Annotated in this window: 13 protein-coding genes; 3 read left to right on the top strand and 10 right to left on the bottom strand. The window is 59.4% G+C overall.

All coding sequences use genetic code 11. The features are described 5' to 3' along the window. Positions 1 to 109: 109 nt before the first annotated feature. From BTN45_RS20215 to BTN45_RS20245, 7 genes are all read right to left on the bottom strand, one after another. Positions 110 to 1,738 carry an alpha-D-glucose phosphate-specific phosphoglucomutase gene (locus tag BTN45_RS20215; RefSeq protein WP_207590736.1) on the bottom strand — a complete coding sequence of 543 codons (1,629 nt, stop codon included), beginning with the start codon at positions 1,736 to 1,738 and terminating at the stop codon, positions 110 to 112. Positions 1,739 to 1,742: 4 nt separating this feature from the next. Next, entirely contained in the window at positions 1,743 to 3,185 is a 1,443-nt protein-coding gene (glgA, locus tag BTN45_RS20220) for a glycogen synthase GlgA (protein ID WP_207590738.1), read from the bottom strand. Between the two features lie 5 nt (positions 3,186 to 3,190). Then, positions 3,191 to 4,453, bottom strand: a complete 1,263-nt coding sequence (gene glgC, locus BTN45_RS20225; protein ID WP_004437759.1) for a glucose-1-phosphate adenylyltransferase — start codon at positions 4,451 to 4,453, stop codon at positions 3,191 to 3,193. A 21-nt stretch (positions 4,454 to 4,474) separates the two neighbouring features. Next, on the bottom strand, positions 4,475 to 6,682 hold the full coding sequence (gene glgB, locus BTN45_RS20230) for a 1,4-alpha-glucan branching protein GlgB (protein ID WP_207590740.1): 2,208 nt from the start codon (positions 6,680 to 6,682) through the stop codon (positions 4,475 to 4,477). Next, positions 6,682 to 9,144: a glycogen/starch/alpha-glucan phosphorylase gene (locus BTN45_RS20235; RefSeq protein WP_207590741.1), complete on the bottom strand. Its 2,463-nt coding sequence runs from the start codon at positions 9,142 to 9,144 to the stop codon at positions 6,682 to 6,684. The genes glgB and BTN45_RS20235 overlap by 1 nt, the downstream gene beginning before the upstream one ends. Before the next feature lie 491 nt (positions 9,145 to 9,635). Beyond that, positions 9,636 to 10,406 (bottom strand): class II glutamine amidotransferase, encoded by a 771-nt coding sequence (locus BTN45_RS20240; RefSeq protein ID WP_207590742.1) that lies wholly within the window; start codon positions 10,404 to 10,406, stop codon positions 9,636 to 9,638. Continuing rightward, complete coding sequence (locus BTN45_RS20245) at positions 10,407 to 11,120, bottom strand: aspartate/glutamate racemase family protein (protein ID WP_207590743.1); 714 nt, start codon at positions 11,118 to 11,120, stop codon at positions 10,407 to 10,409. Positions 11,121 to 11,287: 167 nt separating this feature from the next. Between BTN45_RS20245 and BTN45_RS20250 the strand changes: the two genes are divergently transcribed. Then, complete coding sequence (locus tag BTN45_RS20250) at positions 11,288 to 11,749, top strand: Lrp/AsnC family transcriptional regulator (protein ID WP_003508584.1); 462 nt, start codon at positions 11,288 to 11,290, stop codon at positions 11,747 to 11,749. A 17-nt stretch (positions 11,750 to 11,766) separates the two neighbouring features. Here BTN45_RS20250 and BTN45_RS20255 read toward each other — a convergent pair whose 3' ends face one another. The 3 genes from BTN45_RS20255 to BTN45_RS20265 form a co-directional block, all read right to left on the bottom strand. Continuing rightward, positions 11,767 to 12,750, bottom strand: coding sequence for an aldose 1-epimerase (locus BTN45_RS20255; protein ID WP_207590744.1), 984 nt, complete (start codon positions 12,748 to 12,750; stop codon positions 11,767 to 11,769). A 149-nt stretch (positions 12,751 to 12,899) separates the two neighbouring features. After that, positions 12,900 to 13,793 (bottom strand): NAD(P)-dependent oxidoreductase, encoded by an 894-nt coding sequence (locus BTN45_RS20260; protein WP_207591684.1) that lies wholly within the window; start codon positions 13,791 to 13,793, stop codon positions 12,900 to 12,902. Positions 13,794 to 13,878: 85 nt separating this feature from the next. Next, positions 13,879 to 14,634, bottom strand: a complete 756-nt coding sequence (locus BTN45_RS20265; protein WP_004437782.1) for an SDR family oxidoreductase — start codon at positions 14,632 to 14,634, stop codon at positions 13,879 to 13,881. Between the two features lie 214 nt (positions 14,635 to 14,848). Between BTN45_RS20265 and BTN45_RS20270 the strand changes: the two genes are divergently transcribed. After that, positions 14,849 to 15,880 (top strand): L-idonate 5-dehydrogenase, encoded by a 1,032-nt coding sequence (locus tag BTN45_RS20270; RefSeq protein WP_060942206.1) that lies wholly within the window; start codon positions 14,849 to 14,851, stop codon positions 15,878 to 15,880. A 458-nt stretch (positions 15,881 to 16,338) separates the two neighbouring features. Next, a complete protein-coding gene (locus tag BTN45_RS20275; RefSeq protein WP_004437788.1) occupies positions 16,339 to 16,917 on the top strand; it encodes a GbsR/MarR family transcriptional regulator in 579 nt (192 codons plus the stop codon). The last annotated feature ends 14 nt before the right edge of the window (positions 16,918 to 16,931 follow it).

Raw genomic sequence — 16,931 nt, forward strand, 5'->3', positions numbered from 1 at the left:
CCGAGGATGACGCCGAGCAGGGTGGCGGACGTGTCACTCCAACGAGTTGCTTTGTGAACTCATCGTATTGTGCCCGGCTCTCTCAGGAGAAAGCAGCGCCGCAGCCAGCTTATGTGATAACGCTCGGCGCGCTTCGTCCCGTATGGGCCTTGATGCCGGCGATCGTATCGGCAACGGCAATCAGGTCGGCGAGCGCTTCCTGCGTTTCGATGCCGTGACGCGCCGCGTCCGGCTCGTAACGCTCGACATAGAGACGAAGTGTGGCGCCCGCCGTACCGGTGCCGGAAAGGCGCAGCACGATGCGCGAACCTCCTTCGAACAGGATGCGGATACCCTGGTTCTTGCTGACGGACTGATCGACCGGATCGTGATAGGCAAAATCATCTGCCGCGGCGACCTTCAGATTGCCGTAGCTGGTGCCGGGAAGCGTCGCGAGCTTTTCGCGCAGGGTCGCCACCAGCGTGTTGGCGGCGTCCGAATCCACTTCCTCATAGTCGTGGCGGGAGTAATAATTGCGGCCATATTCGGCCCAGTGCTTGGTGACGATGTCCTTCACGCTTTCCTTGCGGGCGGCGACGATGTTCAGCCAGTAGAGCACGGCCCAGAGACCATCCTTCTCGCGTACATGATTGGAGCCTGTGCCGAAGCTTTCTTCGCCGCAGATCGTCACCCTGCCGGCATCCATGAGGTTGCCGAAGAACTTCCAGCCGGTTGGAGTCTCGTACATGCCAAGGCCGAGCTTTTCGGCGACACGGTCAGCTGCCGCACTTGTCGGCATGGAACGGGCGATGCCGGAAATGCCTGCCGCGTAACCGGGTGCCAGTCTGGCATTGGCGGCGATGATCGCCAGGCTGTCTGATGGCGTGACGAACATGCCCTTGCCGACGACCATGTTGCGGTCGCCGTCGCCATCGGAAGCAGCGCCGAAATCGGGGCCTTCCGGGCTCATGACATCGTCATAAAGCTCCTTGGCGTGGACAAGATTAGGGTCGGGGTGATGGCCGCCGAAGTCCGGCAGCGGTGCAGCATTGCGGACCGAGCCCTTCGGAGCGCCAAGCCGCTTTTCGATGATCTCAACGGCATAAGGGCCTGTGACGGCGCTCATGGAATCGACCACGACCTTGAAGCCGCCGGCGATGAGGGCACGGATGGCATCGAAATCGAACAGCTCTTCCATCAGGGCGGCATAATCGGCGACGGGGTCGATCACCTCGACCGTCAGATCGTCCACCTTGAAGCTGCCCACCTTGTCGAGGTCGATATCGGCGGCGTCTGAAATTTTGTAGCTGTCGATGACCTTGGAACGGGCGTAGATCGCGTCGGTGATCTTTTCCGGGGCGGGACCGCCATTGCCGATATTGTATTTGATGCCGAAATCTTCGGTAGGGCCGCCGGGATTGTGGCTGGCGGAGAGCACGATACCGCCGAAGGCCTTGTATTTGCGGATGATGTTGGATGCCGCCGGCGTGGAGAGAATGCCGCCCTGACCGACCAGAACCTTGCCGAAGCCGGCAGCGGCGGCCATCTTGATTGCCTTCTGGATGACTTCGCGGTTGTAGTATCGGCCATCGCCGCCGATCACCAGCGTCTGGCCTTCAAAGCCCTCAAGCGCGTCGAAGATCGACTGGATGAAGTTCTCGGCGTAATTTTCCTGGGCGAAGACGGGCACCTTCTTGCGCAGGCCTGAAGTGCCCGGCTTCTGGTCCTGATAGGGCTTCGTCTGAACAGTCTTGATCATTGGTTCAATGGCCTTTCGAAATAAGCTGGCTGTAAAGCGCGGCGTAAAGGCCGGCGCTCTTTTCCCAGGAAACATCGGATTTCATCCCGAGTTTCTGCATCTGTGTCCATAGTTTCGGGTCGTGATAATAACGGATGGTCCGGCGGATCGCCTGTTTGAGACCATCAAGCGTGACGGGGGAAAATTGCACACCGGTCGCCGACTTGTTGGCGATGGCGGCATGGTTGGCGTCGATCACCGTGTCTGCAAGGCCGCCGGTGCGGGCGACGACCGGAATGCAGCCGTAACGCAACGCATAAAGCTGGGTGAGGCCGCAGGGTTCAAAGCGCGAGGGGATGATGATCGCGTCGCAGCCCGCCTGCATGAGATGTGACAGGGGTTCGTTGTAACCGATGGCAACGCCGACGCGGCCATGGTGGCGGGACGCCGCCGCCAGGAGCGCGCCTTCCAGCGCGACATCGCCCGCGCCCAGCACCACCAGGCGGCCGCCGAGGGAAACTATCTCGTCCACAGCTTCGGCCATGAGGTCGATGCCCTTCTGCCAGGTGAGGCGGGAGATGACGCAGAACAGCGGGCTGTCATCGTCGTCGATGCGAAAATGTTCGGCAACAGACTTCTTGTTCAGGGCCCGGTTTCTGAGATTGGCGGCGGAATAATTGTCATGGATCAGATGATCCGTTGCCGGGTTCCAGACGTCCGCGTCGATACCGTTGACGATGCCGTGCAGCACATGGGCGCGGCTGCCGATAACGCCGTGCAGGCCCATGCCGAATTGCGGGGTGAGGATTTCCTCGGCATATGAGGGACTGACGGTGCTGAGCGCCGTCGCCGTCTGCAGTCCGCCCTTGAGGAAACTCACGTCGTTATAATATTCCACGCCCTCCATGCCGAAAGCATGGGCTGGTAGCCCAAGCTTGCTGAAGATGTTGGCGCCGAACTGCCCCTGGAAGGCAATGTTGTGAATGGTGAGCAGGCTCGGAATTTCAGGCGTTTCGGCATAACGCATGTAGACTGGCGCCATGGCAGCCTGCCAGTCATGAGCGTGCAGGAGATCCGGCCGCCAGTCGGGAAATTCGCCGGCTGCAATCCGGGCCGCCGCCAGCGAAAGCGCCGCAAAGCGTTTCCAGTTATCAGGATAATCCTTGCCCGTCTGGTCGAGATAGGGTCCGCCGGAGCGCTCGTAATAAGCGGGCGAATCGAGGATGAGGAGATCCAGTCCTTCGTGCTGGCCTTCGAGCAGATCGGCCTTTTCACCCAGCAGGTCGGTGAATTCGTAACATTTCACCGCGTTTGTCACGGCAGCTTTCACCGCCGGATACCCAGGTATCAGCGTGCGCGTCTTGACGCCATAGGCTTCGAGCGCGATGGGGAGCGCGCCGGCAACATCGGCGAGCCCTCCGGTCTTGATCAGGGGGTAGATTTCGGATGAAACCGAAAGGACATTCATCGGCGCTACAGGTCCAGCTTGTCGATCATCGATTGGGTGATAAGGCAGATGCCGTTTTCGGTACGGCGGAAACGTTTGGCATCCAATTCTGGGTCTTCTCCTACAATCAGTCCTTCCGGAATGACCACGCCATGGTCGATGACGACATTGCTGAGCTGGGCATGACGCCCGATCTTCACACTCGGCAGTACTACGGCATTCTCAAGGCGGGAGTATGAATTGGCGCGCACGCCTGTGAACAGAAGGCTGCGGTTGAGCGACGCACCCGAAATGATGCAGTCACCGGAAACGACCGAGGACACGGCGGAACCGCGGCGGTTTTCATCGTCATGCACGAATTTCGCCGGCGGGGTGATTTCCGCATAGGTCCAGATAGGCCAGGATTTGTCGTAGATATCGAGGTCGGGCACCACATCCGTCAGGTCGATATTGGCCTGCCAGTAGGCGTCGATGGTACCGACGTCGCGCCAGTAGGGGCCATGCTCGAAATCCGAACGTACGCAGGAATCTGCGAAGCGGTGGGCGACGGCTTTGCCGTGTTTCACGATATAGGGAATGATGTCCTTGCCGAAATCGCGGCTGGAGGTGGGGTCTGCGGCATCGCGGCGCAGCGCTTCCATCAGGAATTTCGTGTGGAAGACGTAGATGCCCATGGAGGCGAGCGCAAAACCCTCATTGCCGGGAATGCCGGGCGGATCGGCCGGCTTTTCGATGAAATCGATGATCTCGTCTTTTTCATTCACATGCATGACGCCGAAGCCGGTTGCTTCCATACGCGGCACTTCAAGGCAGCCGATCGTCACATCCGCACCGGAATCGACATGCTGCTGCAGCATGTATTCGTAGTCCATTTTATAGATATGGTCGCCGGCGAGGATGACCATGTATTCCGGCCCATAGGGCTCGATAATGTCGATGTTCTGGTAAACCGCGTCTGCCGTACCCTCATACCATTGCGTTTCGGAAACGCGCTGGGAGGCGGGCAGGATGTCGAAGCTTTCGTTACGTTCGGGGCGGAAGAAGTCCCAGCCGCGCTGCAGGTGCCGAATGAGGGAGTGCGCCTTGTATTGCGTGGCGACGCCGATGCGGCGAATGCCGGAATTAAGCGCGTTGGAGAGCGCGAAATCGATGATGCGCGCCTTGCCGCCGAAATAAACGGCGGGTTTTGCTCGGCGATCCGTCAGTTCCTTCAAGCGGCTGCCTCTGCCGCCCGCGAGGACATAGGCCATTGCATCACGCGCCAAAGGCTGAACTCTTTTTTCCGACATGGTGTCCTCCCTCTCTGTCTGTCAGTTTTCCGGCTCGAGCATGATCGTGGCGAGCGGCGGCAGGACGAGCATCGCCCCGATATCGCCGCCGGCATCGACCGCCTGAACGCGTCCGCCATTTCCCTTGCCGCTGCCGCCATAAATTTCGGCATCGGTGTTGAGAATCTCCCTCCACCGCCCCGCCTGGGGCAGCGGCACATAATAGTTTTCCCGATAGACCGGGGTGAGGTTGCAAATGACCGCGACCGGCTTTTCGCCGGGCGCCGTGCGCAGCCAGGCGAAGACGGAATTCTCGTGATCATCGACCACAAGCCAGCGAAAGCCGTCAGGTTCGCAGTCCCGGGCATGCAGGGCGGCTTTGGATCGGTAGGTGAGGTTGAGATCGCGCACGAGGCGGCGCATGCCTTCATGCATCGGATATTGGCGAAGGTTCCAGTCGAGCGCGCCCTTTTCGCTCCATTCGCTCCACTGTGCAAACTCCTGCCCCATGAACAGCAGCTTCTTGCCGGGATAACCCCACATGAAGCCGTAATAGGAGCGGAGATTGGCGAATTTCTGCCAGTCATCGCCGGACATTTTGGCGATCAGCGACCCCTTGCCGTGCACCACCTCGTCGTGGGACAGCGGCAGCACGAAATTTTCGGTGAAGGCGTAAAGCAGGCCGAAGGTCAGCTCCTGATGATGGAACTTGCGATGCACAGGCTCCCGCGAGAAATAACTCAGCGTGTCGTGCATGAAGCCCATATTCCACTTGAAACCGAAACCGAGGCCACCCTCATGAACGGGCTGCGACACTTTCGGCCAGGAGGTGGATTCCTCGGCAATCGTCATGACGCCCGGATGGGTGCCATAAACGAGGGAATTCATCTTCTGGAGGAAGCGCACGGATTCGAGATTTTCACGCCCGCCATATTCGTTCGGGATCCACTCGCCTTCCTTGCGGGAATAATCGAGATAGAGCATCGAGGCGACCGCATCGACGCGCAGGCCGTCGAGATGGAATTTTTCAGCCCAGTAAAGCGCGTTGTTGATGAGGTAGGACATGACCTCGACGCGGCCGAAATTATAGATCGCCGTGTTCCAGTCGGGATGGAAACCCTGACGCGGATCGGCGTGCTCATAGAGTGCGGTACCATCGAACCAGCGAAGTCCATGTTCGTCGGTGGGAAAATGGGCGGGAACCCAGTCCAGCAAAACGCCGATGCCAACCTTGTGAGCGCCATTGACGAAGCGGGCAAACCCTTCGGGATCGCCAAAACGTGCGCTTGGGGCGTAGAGACCCGTCGTCTGGTAACCCCAGGAAGGGTCATAGGGATGTTCCGTAATCGGCAGGAACTCGATATGGGTGAAGCCCATATCGGTACAATAGGGAATGAGCTGGGCGGCGAGCTCGTCCCAACTTAGGAAGGTGCCGTCCTCACGGCGCTGCCAGGAGCCGGCATGCACCTCATAGATGCTAATCGGCTGGCGGCGCTGGTCCACCTGCGCCCAATGCTCCCTATGGGCCTGATCTTCCCATTTTTGCGTCAGTTCGGGCGTAGTGACGGAAGCGTTCTTCGGCCGCAACTCGGCGCGGCGGGCATAGGGGTCGGCCTTCAGCGGCAGCAGCTCGCCGTTTGCACCGAGAATCTCGAACTTGTAGGCGCAACCGGCATAGACATCGGGCGCGAAGATTTCCCAGATGCCCGTATCCTTGCGGAAACGCATCACATGCCGGCGGCCGTCCCAATTGTTGAAATCGCCGACGACGGAAACGCGCCGCGCATTCGGCGCCCAGACGGCGAAGTGAAAACCTTCGACACCCTCGAGCTTCAGCGGATGCGCGCCCATTTTATCGAACAGCCGCAGATGCGAGCCTTCACGAACGAAATAATCGTCCATGGGGCCGAGAACAGGGCCGAAGCTGTAAGGGTCGGTCACCGCCCATTCGGCATCGTCGCGGCAGGCGCGGTAACGCACGGGCTGGCGTTTCGAAATATCGATCGGGCCTTCAAAAAAGCCATCCGGGTCCAGCCGCTTCAATTCTCCCACGAAATTTCCGTCCAGCGTTAGGACGGAAACCTCCTCGGCACCCGGAATGAAACAGCGGGCAGAAAACCCTTCCGGCGTTTCGTGAACGCCGAGAAGGGCAAAGGGATTGGAATGCAAACCGCTCTTGATCGCCTCGATTTCAGCCTTCGTGATGTCGCCAGTCTTTTTTTCTTCGGCCGAATTGAGCGGTTTTTTCATCAGGCTCTCCAGATCTCGGTGGCATATTGGCGGATCGTCCTGTCGGAGGAGAACCAGCCCATGCGCGCCGTATTGCGCACTGTTTTGGCGTACCAGCTATCCGGATTACTCCAGATCGCATCTACTTCTCGCTGCGCACCGGCATAGGCGTCGAAATCGGCGGCAACCATGAACCAGTCGCTGTTGTAAATACCGTCGATCAGGCCGGCGAATCGTGAGCGGTCATCCGGCGAGAAGACGCCTGATGCGATGGACGAAACGGCCTGCGACAGTTCCGACGATCCTTCGATGATCGCGCGGGGATTGTGACCCTCTGCACGGGCTCTGGCCACCTCATCGGCCGTCATGCCAAAAATGACAATGTTTTCTTCACCGACATGATCGCGCATTTCAACGTTGGCGCCATCGAGCGTGCCGATGGTCAGCGCGCCGTTGAGGGCGAATTTCATGTTGCCGGTGCCGGAGGCTTCCATGCCGGCCGTTGAGATCTGTTCGGAGAGATCGGCGGCGGGTACCATGATTTCCGCGAGCGAGACGTTATAGTTCGGAACAAATACCACTTTCAGAAGCCCGCGCACGGCCGGATCGTTGTTGATGACCCGGGCAATATCGTTGGCAAGCTTAATGATCAGCTTCGCGTTGTGGTAACTCGGCGCCGCTTTGCCTGCAAAGAACTTAACGCGCGGAACCCAATCCAGTTCCGGGTGAGAACGAATCTGGTCATAAAGCGCGACGGTTTCCACGAGGTTCAGAAGCTGGCGCTTATATTCATGGATACGTTTGATCTGGATGTCGAACATGGCCGACGGATCGACGCGAATGCCCATGCGCTGCGCCACCGTGTTGGCAAGGCGCACCTTGTTCAGACGCTTCACCTCGGCGAATTTCTCGCGGAACGCGGCATCGTCGGCGAAACGGTCGAGCGCTGTCAGCTTTTCCGCATCATCGAGGAAATCGTCGCCGATCGTTTCGCGAAGCAGGCTGGTGAGGCCGGGATTGCACTGCATCAGCCAGCGGCGCGGTGTGATGCCGTTGGTCTTGTTGTTGATACGGTCAGGATAGAGGCCGTGGAGATCGGCAAAGACCGTCTCCTTCATCAGCTCGGTATGGAGGGCGGAAACGCCGTTGATCGAATGAGAGCCGATGAAAGCGAGATTGCCCATGCGCACACGGCGCTCGCCGCCTTCATCGATGAGCGAGATGGAGCGGATCTGCTGATCCGCCATCTTCTTTTCCTTGCGGGCAAAGAGCAGCGTATTTGCGTTGATGGCGTAGACGATCTGCATGTGCCGGGGCAGAAGACGTTCGAGCAGCGGCACGGGCCAGCTTTCCAGCGCCTCCGGCAGCAGCGTGTGATTGGTGTAGGAGAAGGTCCCCTGGGTGATCTTCCAGGCCTCATCAAATTCCAGCCCGTGCACATCGCATAGAAGGCGCATCATCTCCGCAATGGATATGGCCGGATGTGTATCGTTTAGCTGGATCGAGACCTTTTCCGGCAGCGAAGTAAAATCCGGATATTGCTGCAGATGGCGGCGCAGAATGTCCTGCAAGGAGGCGGAGGAGAAGAAGAATTCCTGCCGCAGGCGCAGTTCCTGACCGGCAGGCGTCGCGTCAGCAGGATAAAGAACCCGCGTCAGGCTCTCCGCCTTGTTGCTTTCACGCAGCGCGCCGATGTGGTCGCCAGCGTTGAAGGCAGCCAGCAGAATAGGATCGATCGGCTGTGCCGACCAGAGGCGGAGCGTATTGACGCGGGTGCCGCGCCAGCCGACGACCGGCGTGTCATAGGCCATGGCGATGACGCGTTCGGCCGGTTTCCAGACGAAACGCTGCGGATCTTCATAACCGCCGATCGTCTCTACAGATCCGCCGAAGCCGATTTCATAGGAGCTTTCGCGGCGTTCGAATTCCCAGGGGTTACCGTGGGCAAGCCATGTTTCCGGCAGTTCCACCTGCCATCCGTCAGCCATCTGCTGGCGGAAGAGGCCGTGCACGTAACGGATGCCATAGCCATAGGCGGGGATATCAACGGTCGCCATGGATTCCATGAAACAGGCGGCGAGACGACCAAGGCCGCCATTGCCGAGCGCGGCATCCGGCTCCAGCCCGGCGATGACGTCAAGATCGACGCCGAGCGATGACAGCGCGTCGCGGATTTCATGCATCAGGCCGATATTGGAGATGGCGTCGCGCATCAGGCGGCCGATCAGGAATTCGAGCGACAGGTAATAAACGCGCTTGGAATTGTTGGCATAGGCCTTGCGGGTGGATTCCATCCACTTGTCGATGATGCGGTCGCGTACGACGAGAATGGTTGCGGTCAGCCAGTCATGCGGCTTGGCAACCTTGACGTCCTTGCCGATACGGTAGGTGAGGCGTTCGATGATTTCCGACGCCATGATTTCCGGGTTGGAACTGCGCGGCGCGGGACGGGGGAGATCGGCGGCGTTGAGATTATTGATCATTGGTCGGTCAGCACCTTGGTGGGAGGAGAGGGTCTGATGAGGTCGATCCGTGTTGCCTTTGCTGATGCCAGTTTATGCATCGATATGGAGGTGTGGCAACAGCAATTTTTTCGGAAAGTTGAACGGCTTAGGGTGATGAAAAATAAGAATTTTTACTCTGCGTTCCGAGGATCGCCGAAGGGATTGCCGGCCCATTACGGGTCGTTCCTGAACGGGTTTGCATAGTCTTCGCGATGGCGGGCAACGTGCAAGAAAGGGAGAGGCTGCAACACTTCTAAATGGTTCACCGGTCCTGAAATCTGTTTCGCTCTAATATTCCGTTTTGCGCGTCGAGCCGAAAATCGTGCTTATTCCGATCCGACGCCATGGACCACACACTAGCCTTCGCGGCTGCAATAATACAATGAAAATAAACGAGGCATTGCTGCAGCCGCACCGGTCGACGGAAGCGACGCCGCGAAACCGGGAAAATGCGGCCAGCAAAGCCGGGATTACGGAAGGAAAAAAGCCTGTGTCGTCATTTTTCCGGCGCGGATCGTCACGCTGGTATTTGGTGGAACGGCGCACCAGGGAGCACAATCGAAGGAAAAGGGTTCCGAACTCAACGCAATGCCTTCGTCCAGACCGCGCCAGTAAAGTGTCGGCGGCTTGTCATCGCTTGACCAGCGGAAGGCGTGAACGCAATCACCATCCATCAGAACGGCGCTGAATCTCAATGCGGAAGAGACACCTGCCGCCATCATCTTTTCCTGGCAAAGCTGCAGCGCGGTAGAGATGGCATTGACCGGGTCCACCTCAAGGCCATGGCCGGCGGCAATCAAGAAGATCGCTTCGCTATCGCCCGTGCCGCGTCGGGATGCATAGATGTCATCGGGGATAAGGGAATCGATATCGCGCCTGATCTGCTCATAGCCACCGATCTGGCCATTATGCATGAAAAGGTATTTCCCATGCGCAAAGGGGTGGCAATTGGCGCGCGAGACTTCGCCCGACGTGGCGGATCGCACATGCGCCATGAACATGCCCGATCGAAGCTGGTGGCAAAGTGCCGCGAGATTGGCGTCTGACCAGGCCGGCCGCGTGTCGCGAAAGACGCCGGGCGTTCCGCGTTCGCCATACCAGCCAAGGCCGCAACCATCACCATTAACGACGGTCTTGGCTTCCCTTGCTGCCATGGACTGGCTGACCAGCGAGGCTTCCGGCTCGATCAGCAGGCTGTCGAGCCAGACCGGTTTACCGGAATAGGCAAAGAGGCGGCACATTCATGCGGCTCTGTCGAATGCCTTGTCTCCGAGCGCAAAACCGACGGCGGCCTTCGCGTGAATGGCGGTCGAATCGTAACCCGGCAGCGGCAGGGCGTCGGGATCGATCAGCAGGGAAATTTCGGTGCAACCGAGAATGACGGAATCAACGCCGAGTGCGCGGGCCTTCTCGATGACCGCAAGATAGCGGTCACGCGAGCAGGACTTGATCTCGCCCTGGCACAATTCACCGAAGATGATGTCGTGGATGGCGCCCCTGTCTTCGGCATCCGGCACGACCACGTCGACGCCATGGCGGCGCATCCGGTCGGTGTAGAAACCGTGTTCCATCGTGTAGCGGGTGGCGAGCAGCAGCGGCTTGCGGCGTCCATCCGTTTTCAGGGCGGCTGCGGTCTCGTCGATGATGTCAATCAGCGCCACGCCGGACATTTTTGCAACGGTGTCGGCAACGAGATGCATGGTATTGGTGCAGATCAGTACACAATCGGCGCCGGCATTGGCAAGGCGCGCGCCTGCTGCACCCAGCAGCGCGCCGGCCTCATCCCAGCGGTCTGCCTTCTGAAGGGCGACGACCTCGGAAAAATCGAGCGAATGCATGACGATATCGGCCGAGACCAGACCGCCGCGGCTGTCGCGAACCGCCTCGTTGATCATGCGGTAATAGGTTGCGGTGGATTCCCAGCTCATGCCGCCGATCAGGCCGATCCGTTTCATAAGAGTTCCCTTTTCAACTTTGATTGAAAGTAAGAATGCCATCGTCGCAACGAAAACGGCATGCGTTTTTGCGCAGTTTTCGCGGCCTAGATGCAAACTCGGCGCGCTTTCTGTCCCAATGTCGCAAATTTCTTGCGCGCTTGCGTTATCCTGTGCATTGTTCGCTGATGATTGATGACCGCGACCGCAGAATCCTTGCGATTCTCCAGGAAAATGCCGAAACCCCGCTCGCCGATATCGCAGAGGAAGTTTCCCTGTCGCTCTCGGCCTGTTCGCGCCGCATCACGCGGCTACGAACGGAAGGTTACGTGACAGGCACCATGGCGCTGCTCGACCGGCGGAAGATCAATCTTCCGACCACGGTTTTCCTGCTGGTAAGAACGGGCCTTCATGCGGAGGACTGGCTGGACCGGTTCCATGCCGCAGTCAGCACCATCCCTGAAATCGTCGAGGTTCACCGGCTCACCGGCAATTTCGATTATATTCTGAAGCTCGTACTGCCGAATGTCGAATATTACGACACGGTCTACAAACAGATTCTGCGCCGCGTGCAGCTTTACGACATGTCCGCCTATATCTCCATGGAGACGGTGAAACTGTCGTCTTCGCTGCCGACGACGCATATCTGAGGGCTATCGAACCGTGATCAGCGTGCTGCCTTGAAACGGACGCCAAAGCGGAAGCTTCGCGTCTCGCCCGGTTGCAGCGTGATTGCATCCGCGAGTTCCGCCTGGTTGAAAGCGTTGGTCGGCGTTTCCACGGGTTCGAGCGCGATGGAGCGCCGCCTGTCGCGTGCGAGCGTATCCCCGGTAAAGACATGCATGTGCCCACGCTCCTGCCAGACCGTCAGGCTTGAACCGTCATGCGGGTTTTCGAGCCTCGTCTCGTAAAGCCCGTTTGCGGATGCAATCAGATCAGTGAAACAGGCATCGACCACATGCCCGGCCAGCGGGGTATGGAGAAAAAGGGTGTCGTTCCGTTTGACTAACCCGCCCTGTGGGTTTTGCAGGGGGATGAGATACTCGTTTGTTTCAATAGCTGTTCGCGAAGGCAGGGTGAGGATAAGGTCGTCGATAGACGTGGTGCCGGGCAGGCGGAAATAGGGATGCCAGCCGGCGGCGAAGGGCAGGGGCCGGTCGTCGCGGTTGATGCCGCGAATGTCGATGGTAACGTCATGGCCGACGAAGCGATATTCCACTTCGATGGCGAGACGGTAAGGGTAACCGCTGAAATCCGCAGGCGATATTTCGGCACGGAAGATGAGAATATGAGCGCCGTTTTCCTCCGATGACTGGGCGAGGACGAAGGGCAGGGCTCTGGCAAATCCGTGGAAGACGAGGGCTTCATGGGCAAGCACCGGCTCAATGCGGTGCGTCTGCCCGGCAAAACTAAACCGACCATCCGGGATGCGGTTGGAGAAGGGCGCGAGAATGCCGTTCCTCACGCCATTTTGGGACTGCATTTCGGCGGGCGTCGAATATCCGTCGACGAGATTTTCGCCTCCGCTGCCATCGGCAGAGACCGGCCGCCAGCTCAGAAGCGTCGCCCCTTGATAGGCGATTTCGGCAATGAAACCGGTTCCGGAAACGGTCAGACTGGCAATTCCCGTGCCTGTCGCGGAGGTGGTCATCGGGAAATTGTCCTTTGCATACATGCGTCTGCTGTCATCGGGGCCACTGCCGTGCCGATTCGCCTGATCATCTTCCCTGAAAGACAATTTCGCAATGGCTCGCAGGGACTGTATCAACAGGCTCCGGCCATCCCCTGTCTGCCGGTCAATCAGTCCGGAAAGCTTCGCTTTGCGCCGCTGAAAAACTCCATAAGCGCTGCCTGGTCCTCTCCACCGAGCCCTGCTGCCGTGAGCATCCGGTGCACCTCGGCGCAAACAGCCGTCAGCGGCATGGCCGTGTTGGTGCGTCTGGCGAGATCCTGCGCGCCGTTCAGGTCCTTCACCATATTGTCGATCCGGCCGGTGCGGCGGTAATCCCTGGCCACGTAACGCGGCATGTACTCCTGCAGGATGACGCTGTCGGCGCGGCCGCCCCTCAGTGCCTGCGGAATTTTTGCGGCATCGACGCCGGCGTCCAGCGCCAGTTGCGTCGCTTCCGCTACAGCAAGGAAGTTCAGACCGCACAGGACCTGGTTGATGAGTTTTGTGGTCTGCCCTGCGCCGCAGGGTCCCATATGAGTGTAATTGCTGGCCACATGTCGCAGCACGCGATGCGCATCGGCCACATCCTTTTCGCTGCCCCCCGCCATAAGCGTCAGTTGGCCGACAAGCGCCTTGGGCGCGCCGCCCGAAAGCGGGCTGTCCACCCAGCGCAGGCCCTTTTCGGCGGCATCGGCTGCCAGTTCCTTTGTGGCTTCCGGATCGATGGAAGACATGTCGATGATGAGCGTGCCGGGCTTCGCACCCGCCGCGACGCCATCCTTGCCGAAGACGGCGATGCGAACGATTTTGGGCGAATTGAGGCTGAGAATGACCACATCGGAAACCGACGCTGCTTCCGCCGCTGTGCTCGCGCTGTGCGCGCCGAGGCTCGTCAGTGCCGCCACCTTTTCCGCATCCAGATCGAAAACCGTCAGCTGATTGCCGGTCTCTATGAGCCGTGTCCCGATCGCCCCGCCCATGGCGCCTGCGCCGATCAGTGCAACTTTGTTCTTCTCGGTCATGGTGGTCACGGCCTCCTCCCAAAGCGTCGTGGTGTCGTCGTTCAAGCCCGGATGGCGGTGCAGCCGGCCATCGGGGCCTGATGTGTCAAAGCGAGGCGGTAATGCCGCCGTCGACGTAGAGAATGTGGCCGTTCACGAAGGATGATGCATCGGACGACAGGAAAATGCAGGCGCCGACGAGCTCTTCGACCTTGCCCCAGCGACCGGCCGGCGTGCGCTTTTCAAGCCATGCCGAAAAGGTCTCGTCCGCAACAAGGGCGGCGTTGAGCGGGGTGTCGAAATAACCGGGCGCAATGGCGTTACACTGCAGTCCATATTTGGCCCAGTCCGTCGCCATGCCTTTTGTCAGGTTGCCAACGGCACCCTTGGTGGCGGTGTAGGGGGCGATGCCGGGGCGGGCAAGGGCGGTCTGCACGCTGGCAATGTTGATGATCTTGCCACGGCCGCGGCCGATCATGTGGCGCGCGGCAGCCTGCCCGGCGTGAAACACCGAGGCGACGTTGGTTTGCAGCAGGCGCTCGAAGGCATCCGCCGGAAAATCCTCCAGCGGCGTTCGGTGTTGCATGCCGGCATTGTTGACGAGGATATCGATGGCGCCGACCTCCGCTTCGAAACGGTCGATCGCCTCGCGCACCGCGCCGTGATCGGTAGCATCGAAGGCAAGCGTTCTGGCACCCTTGATGCCCGCTGCCGCCGCCTTCAGCTTCACCTCATCGCGCCCGTTCAGCACCACTTCCGCCCCTGCTTCCGCCAGCCCGTGCGCCAGCGCCAACCCGATGCCCTGGGACGAACCCGTGATCAGGGCGCGGCGGCCGGAAAGATCGAACAAATTAAGGCCCACTGTTTCCTCCAGTCTCTCGACATTGCATTCTTGAAAGTGTATGTTACCGATAACATTCATCCGTTTGAGGGCGGATGTCAAGGCTGATGCGCCCGCTTTCAGTACGTATCGGGCGGGTGGCGAACTGACAAGGCGCGTCGAGGCGCATCTTGCGGCAGCAATGGGATGAAGAATTTTATGCGCCATAATGGCGCGCGCTTGAACGGGAGTTGTCATGAAAGCGATTGTCGCCCACGGGGCAAAGGATGTGCGCATCGAAGACCGGCCGGAGGAAAAGCCGGGACCGGGTGAGGTGCGGCTCCGTCTGGCCAGGGGCGGAATCTGCGGCAGTGATCTGCACTATTACAATCATGGCGGTTTCGGCGCCGTGCGGCTGCGTGAACCGATGGTGCTGGGCCATGAGGTCTCCGCCGTCATTGAGGAACTGGGCGAAGGCGTCGATGGGCTGAAGACCGGCGGTCTGGTTGCGGTTTCGCCATCCCGGCCGTGCCGAACCTGCCGCTTCTGCCAGGAAGGCCTGCACAACCAGTGCCTGAACATGCGGTTTTATGGCAGCGCCATGCCTTTCCCGCATATTCAGGGCGCCTTCCGCGAGGTCCTGGTGGCCGACGCCCTGCAATGCGTGCCGGCCGATGGCCTGAGCGCCGGTGAGGCCGCCATGGCGGAACCGCTGGCGGTAACGCTACACGCCACCCGCCGCGCCGGTGATATGCTGGGAAAACGTGTACTTGTCACGGGCTGCGGCCCGATCGGTATCCTCTCCATTCTGGCCGCGCGCCGCGCCGGTGCAGCTGAGATTGTCGCCACCGATCTTTCCGATTTCACGCTTGGCAAGGCGCGTGAGGCGGGTGCGGATCGCGTCATCAATAGCAAGGACGAGCCCGACGCGCTTGCCGCCTACGGTGCGAACAAGGGAACCTTCGATATTCTCTATGAATGCTCAGGCGCCGCCGTGGCGCTTGCCGGCGGTATCGCGGCGCTTCGCCCGCGCGGCATCATCGTCCAGCTTGGCCTTGGCGGCGATATGAGCTTGCCGATGATGGCGATCACCGCCAAGGAACTCGATCTGCGCGGTTCCTTCCGCTTCCATGAGGAATTCGCAACCGGCGTTGAATTGATGCAAAAGGGCCTGATCGATGTCAAACCTTTCATCACCCAGACCGTTGATCTCGCCGATGCCATCTCGGCCTTCGAATTCGCTTCCGACCGCAGCCGCGCCATGAAGGTTCAGATCGCTTTTTCGTAAGCAAGGTTTCTACGCGCGACTACGCCGGCGTTTCGATTGGCGGCGGGTCATCCCGCCGCCCATTTTTTTGGGCTGATTCTTGGTCGTGGCGACTCGCGTAGATGTTATCGATATCATCGACTGCTTCGGGACGTCATTCCGGCCTGGAGCCGGATCCAGCCGACACGCGTCTGCGCGACGAGAGAGTCCTTGCGGCCCAAGGACTTGGGCTGGCTGGATTCCGGCTCAAGACCGGAATGACGGAGGGAAAGTGACGGACGCCAGCAAACGCTCCAGCCTGTCACACCCCCCAACACAACTGCCGCATATTTTGCCCGGACTGCACCCAGGACCGTCTATACCAGCGTCGTCTCTGCCCATTTGCACATTTTGACGCAGGTCAAAAAGGTGATTTGCCGCCAGTCGTTTTTTGCGTTATCGAAATTTCAGAAATTACTGAAAATTCAGAAAGAAGAGAAATGTCTTCCAATCTCTCCCCGCTCGTTCAGTCCTTCGTGCTGCATTTCGGTGAGATGGGCAGCCGCTGGGGCATCAACCGCACTGTCGGCCAAGTCTATGCTCTGCTTTACATATCGCCGCAGCCGCTCTGCGCGGACGATATTGTGGAGGCGCTCGGCATTTCGCGGTCCAACGTGTCGATGAGCCTCAAGGAACTGCAAGCCTGGAACCTGGCAATCCTCAAGCACTTCCCCGGAGACAGGCGTGATTTTTTTACGACGCCTGAGGATGTCTGGCACATCCTGCGAACGCTTGCTGAGGAGCGCAAGAAACGCGAAATCGATCCGACCCTCAGCGTGCTTCGGGAAATCCTGATGGAAACGCCGGAAAACGAAGATGAGCGTCATGCGCAGAGGCGTATCGATGAGATGAAGACGCTGATCGAGCAGCTGACGGGTTGGTATGACGATGTGAAAAGGCTGGAGACGGAACGGCTGGCTTCTCTTCTGGCGCTCGGCTCCAAAGTCACCAAGCTTCTGGAGGCCAAGGACAAGATCGTTTCCCTTGGTCGGCCCCGCGTCGCGAAAAAGGACGGCTAAGGCGATAATGACCA

This window comes from Rhizobium sp. ZX09, assembly GCF_017357485.1.
Taxonomy (GTDB): Bacteria; Pseudomonadota; Alphaproteobacteria; order Rhizobiales; family Rhizobiaceae; genus Agrobacterium; species Agrobacterium pusense.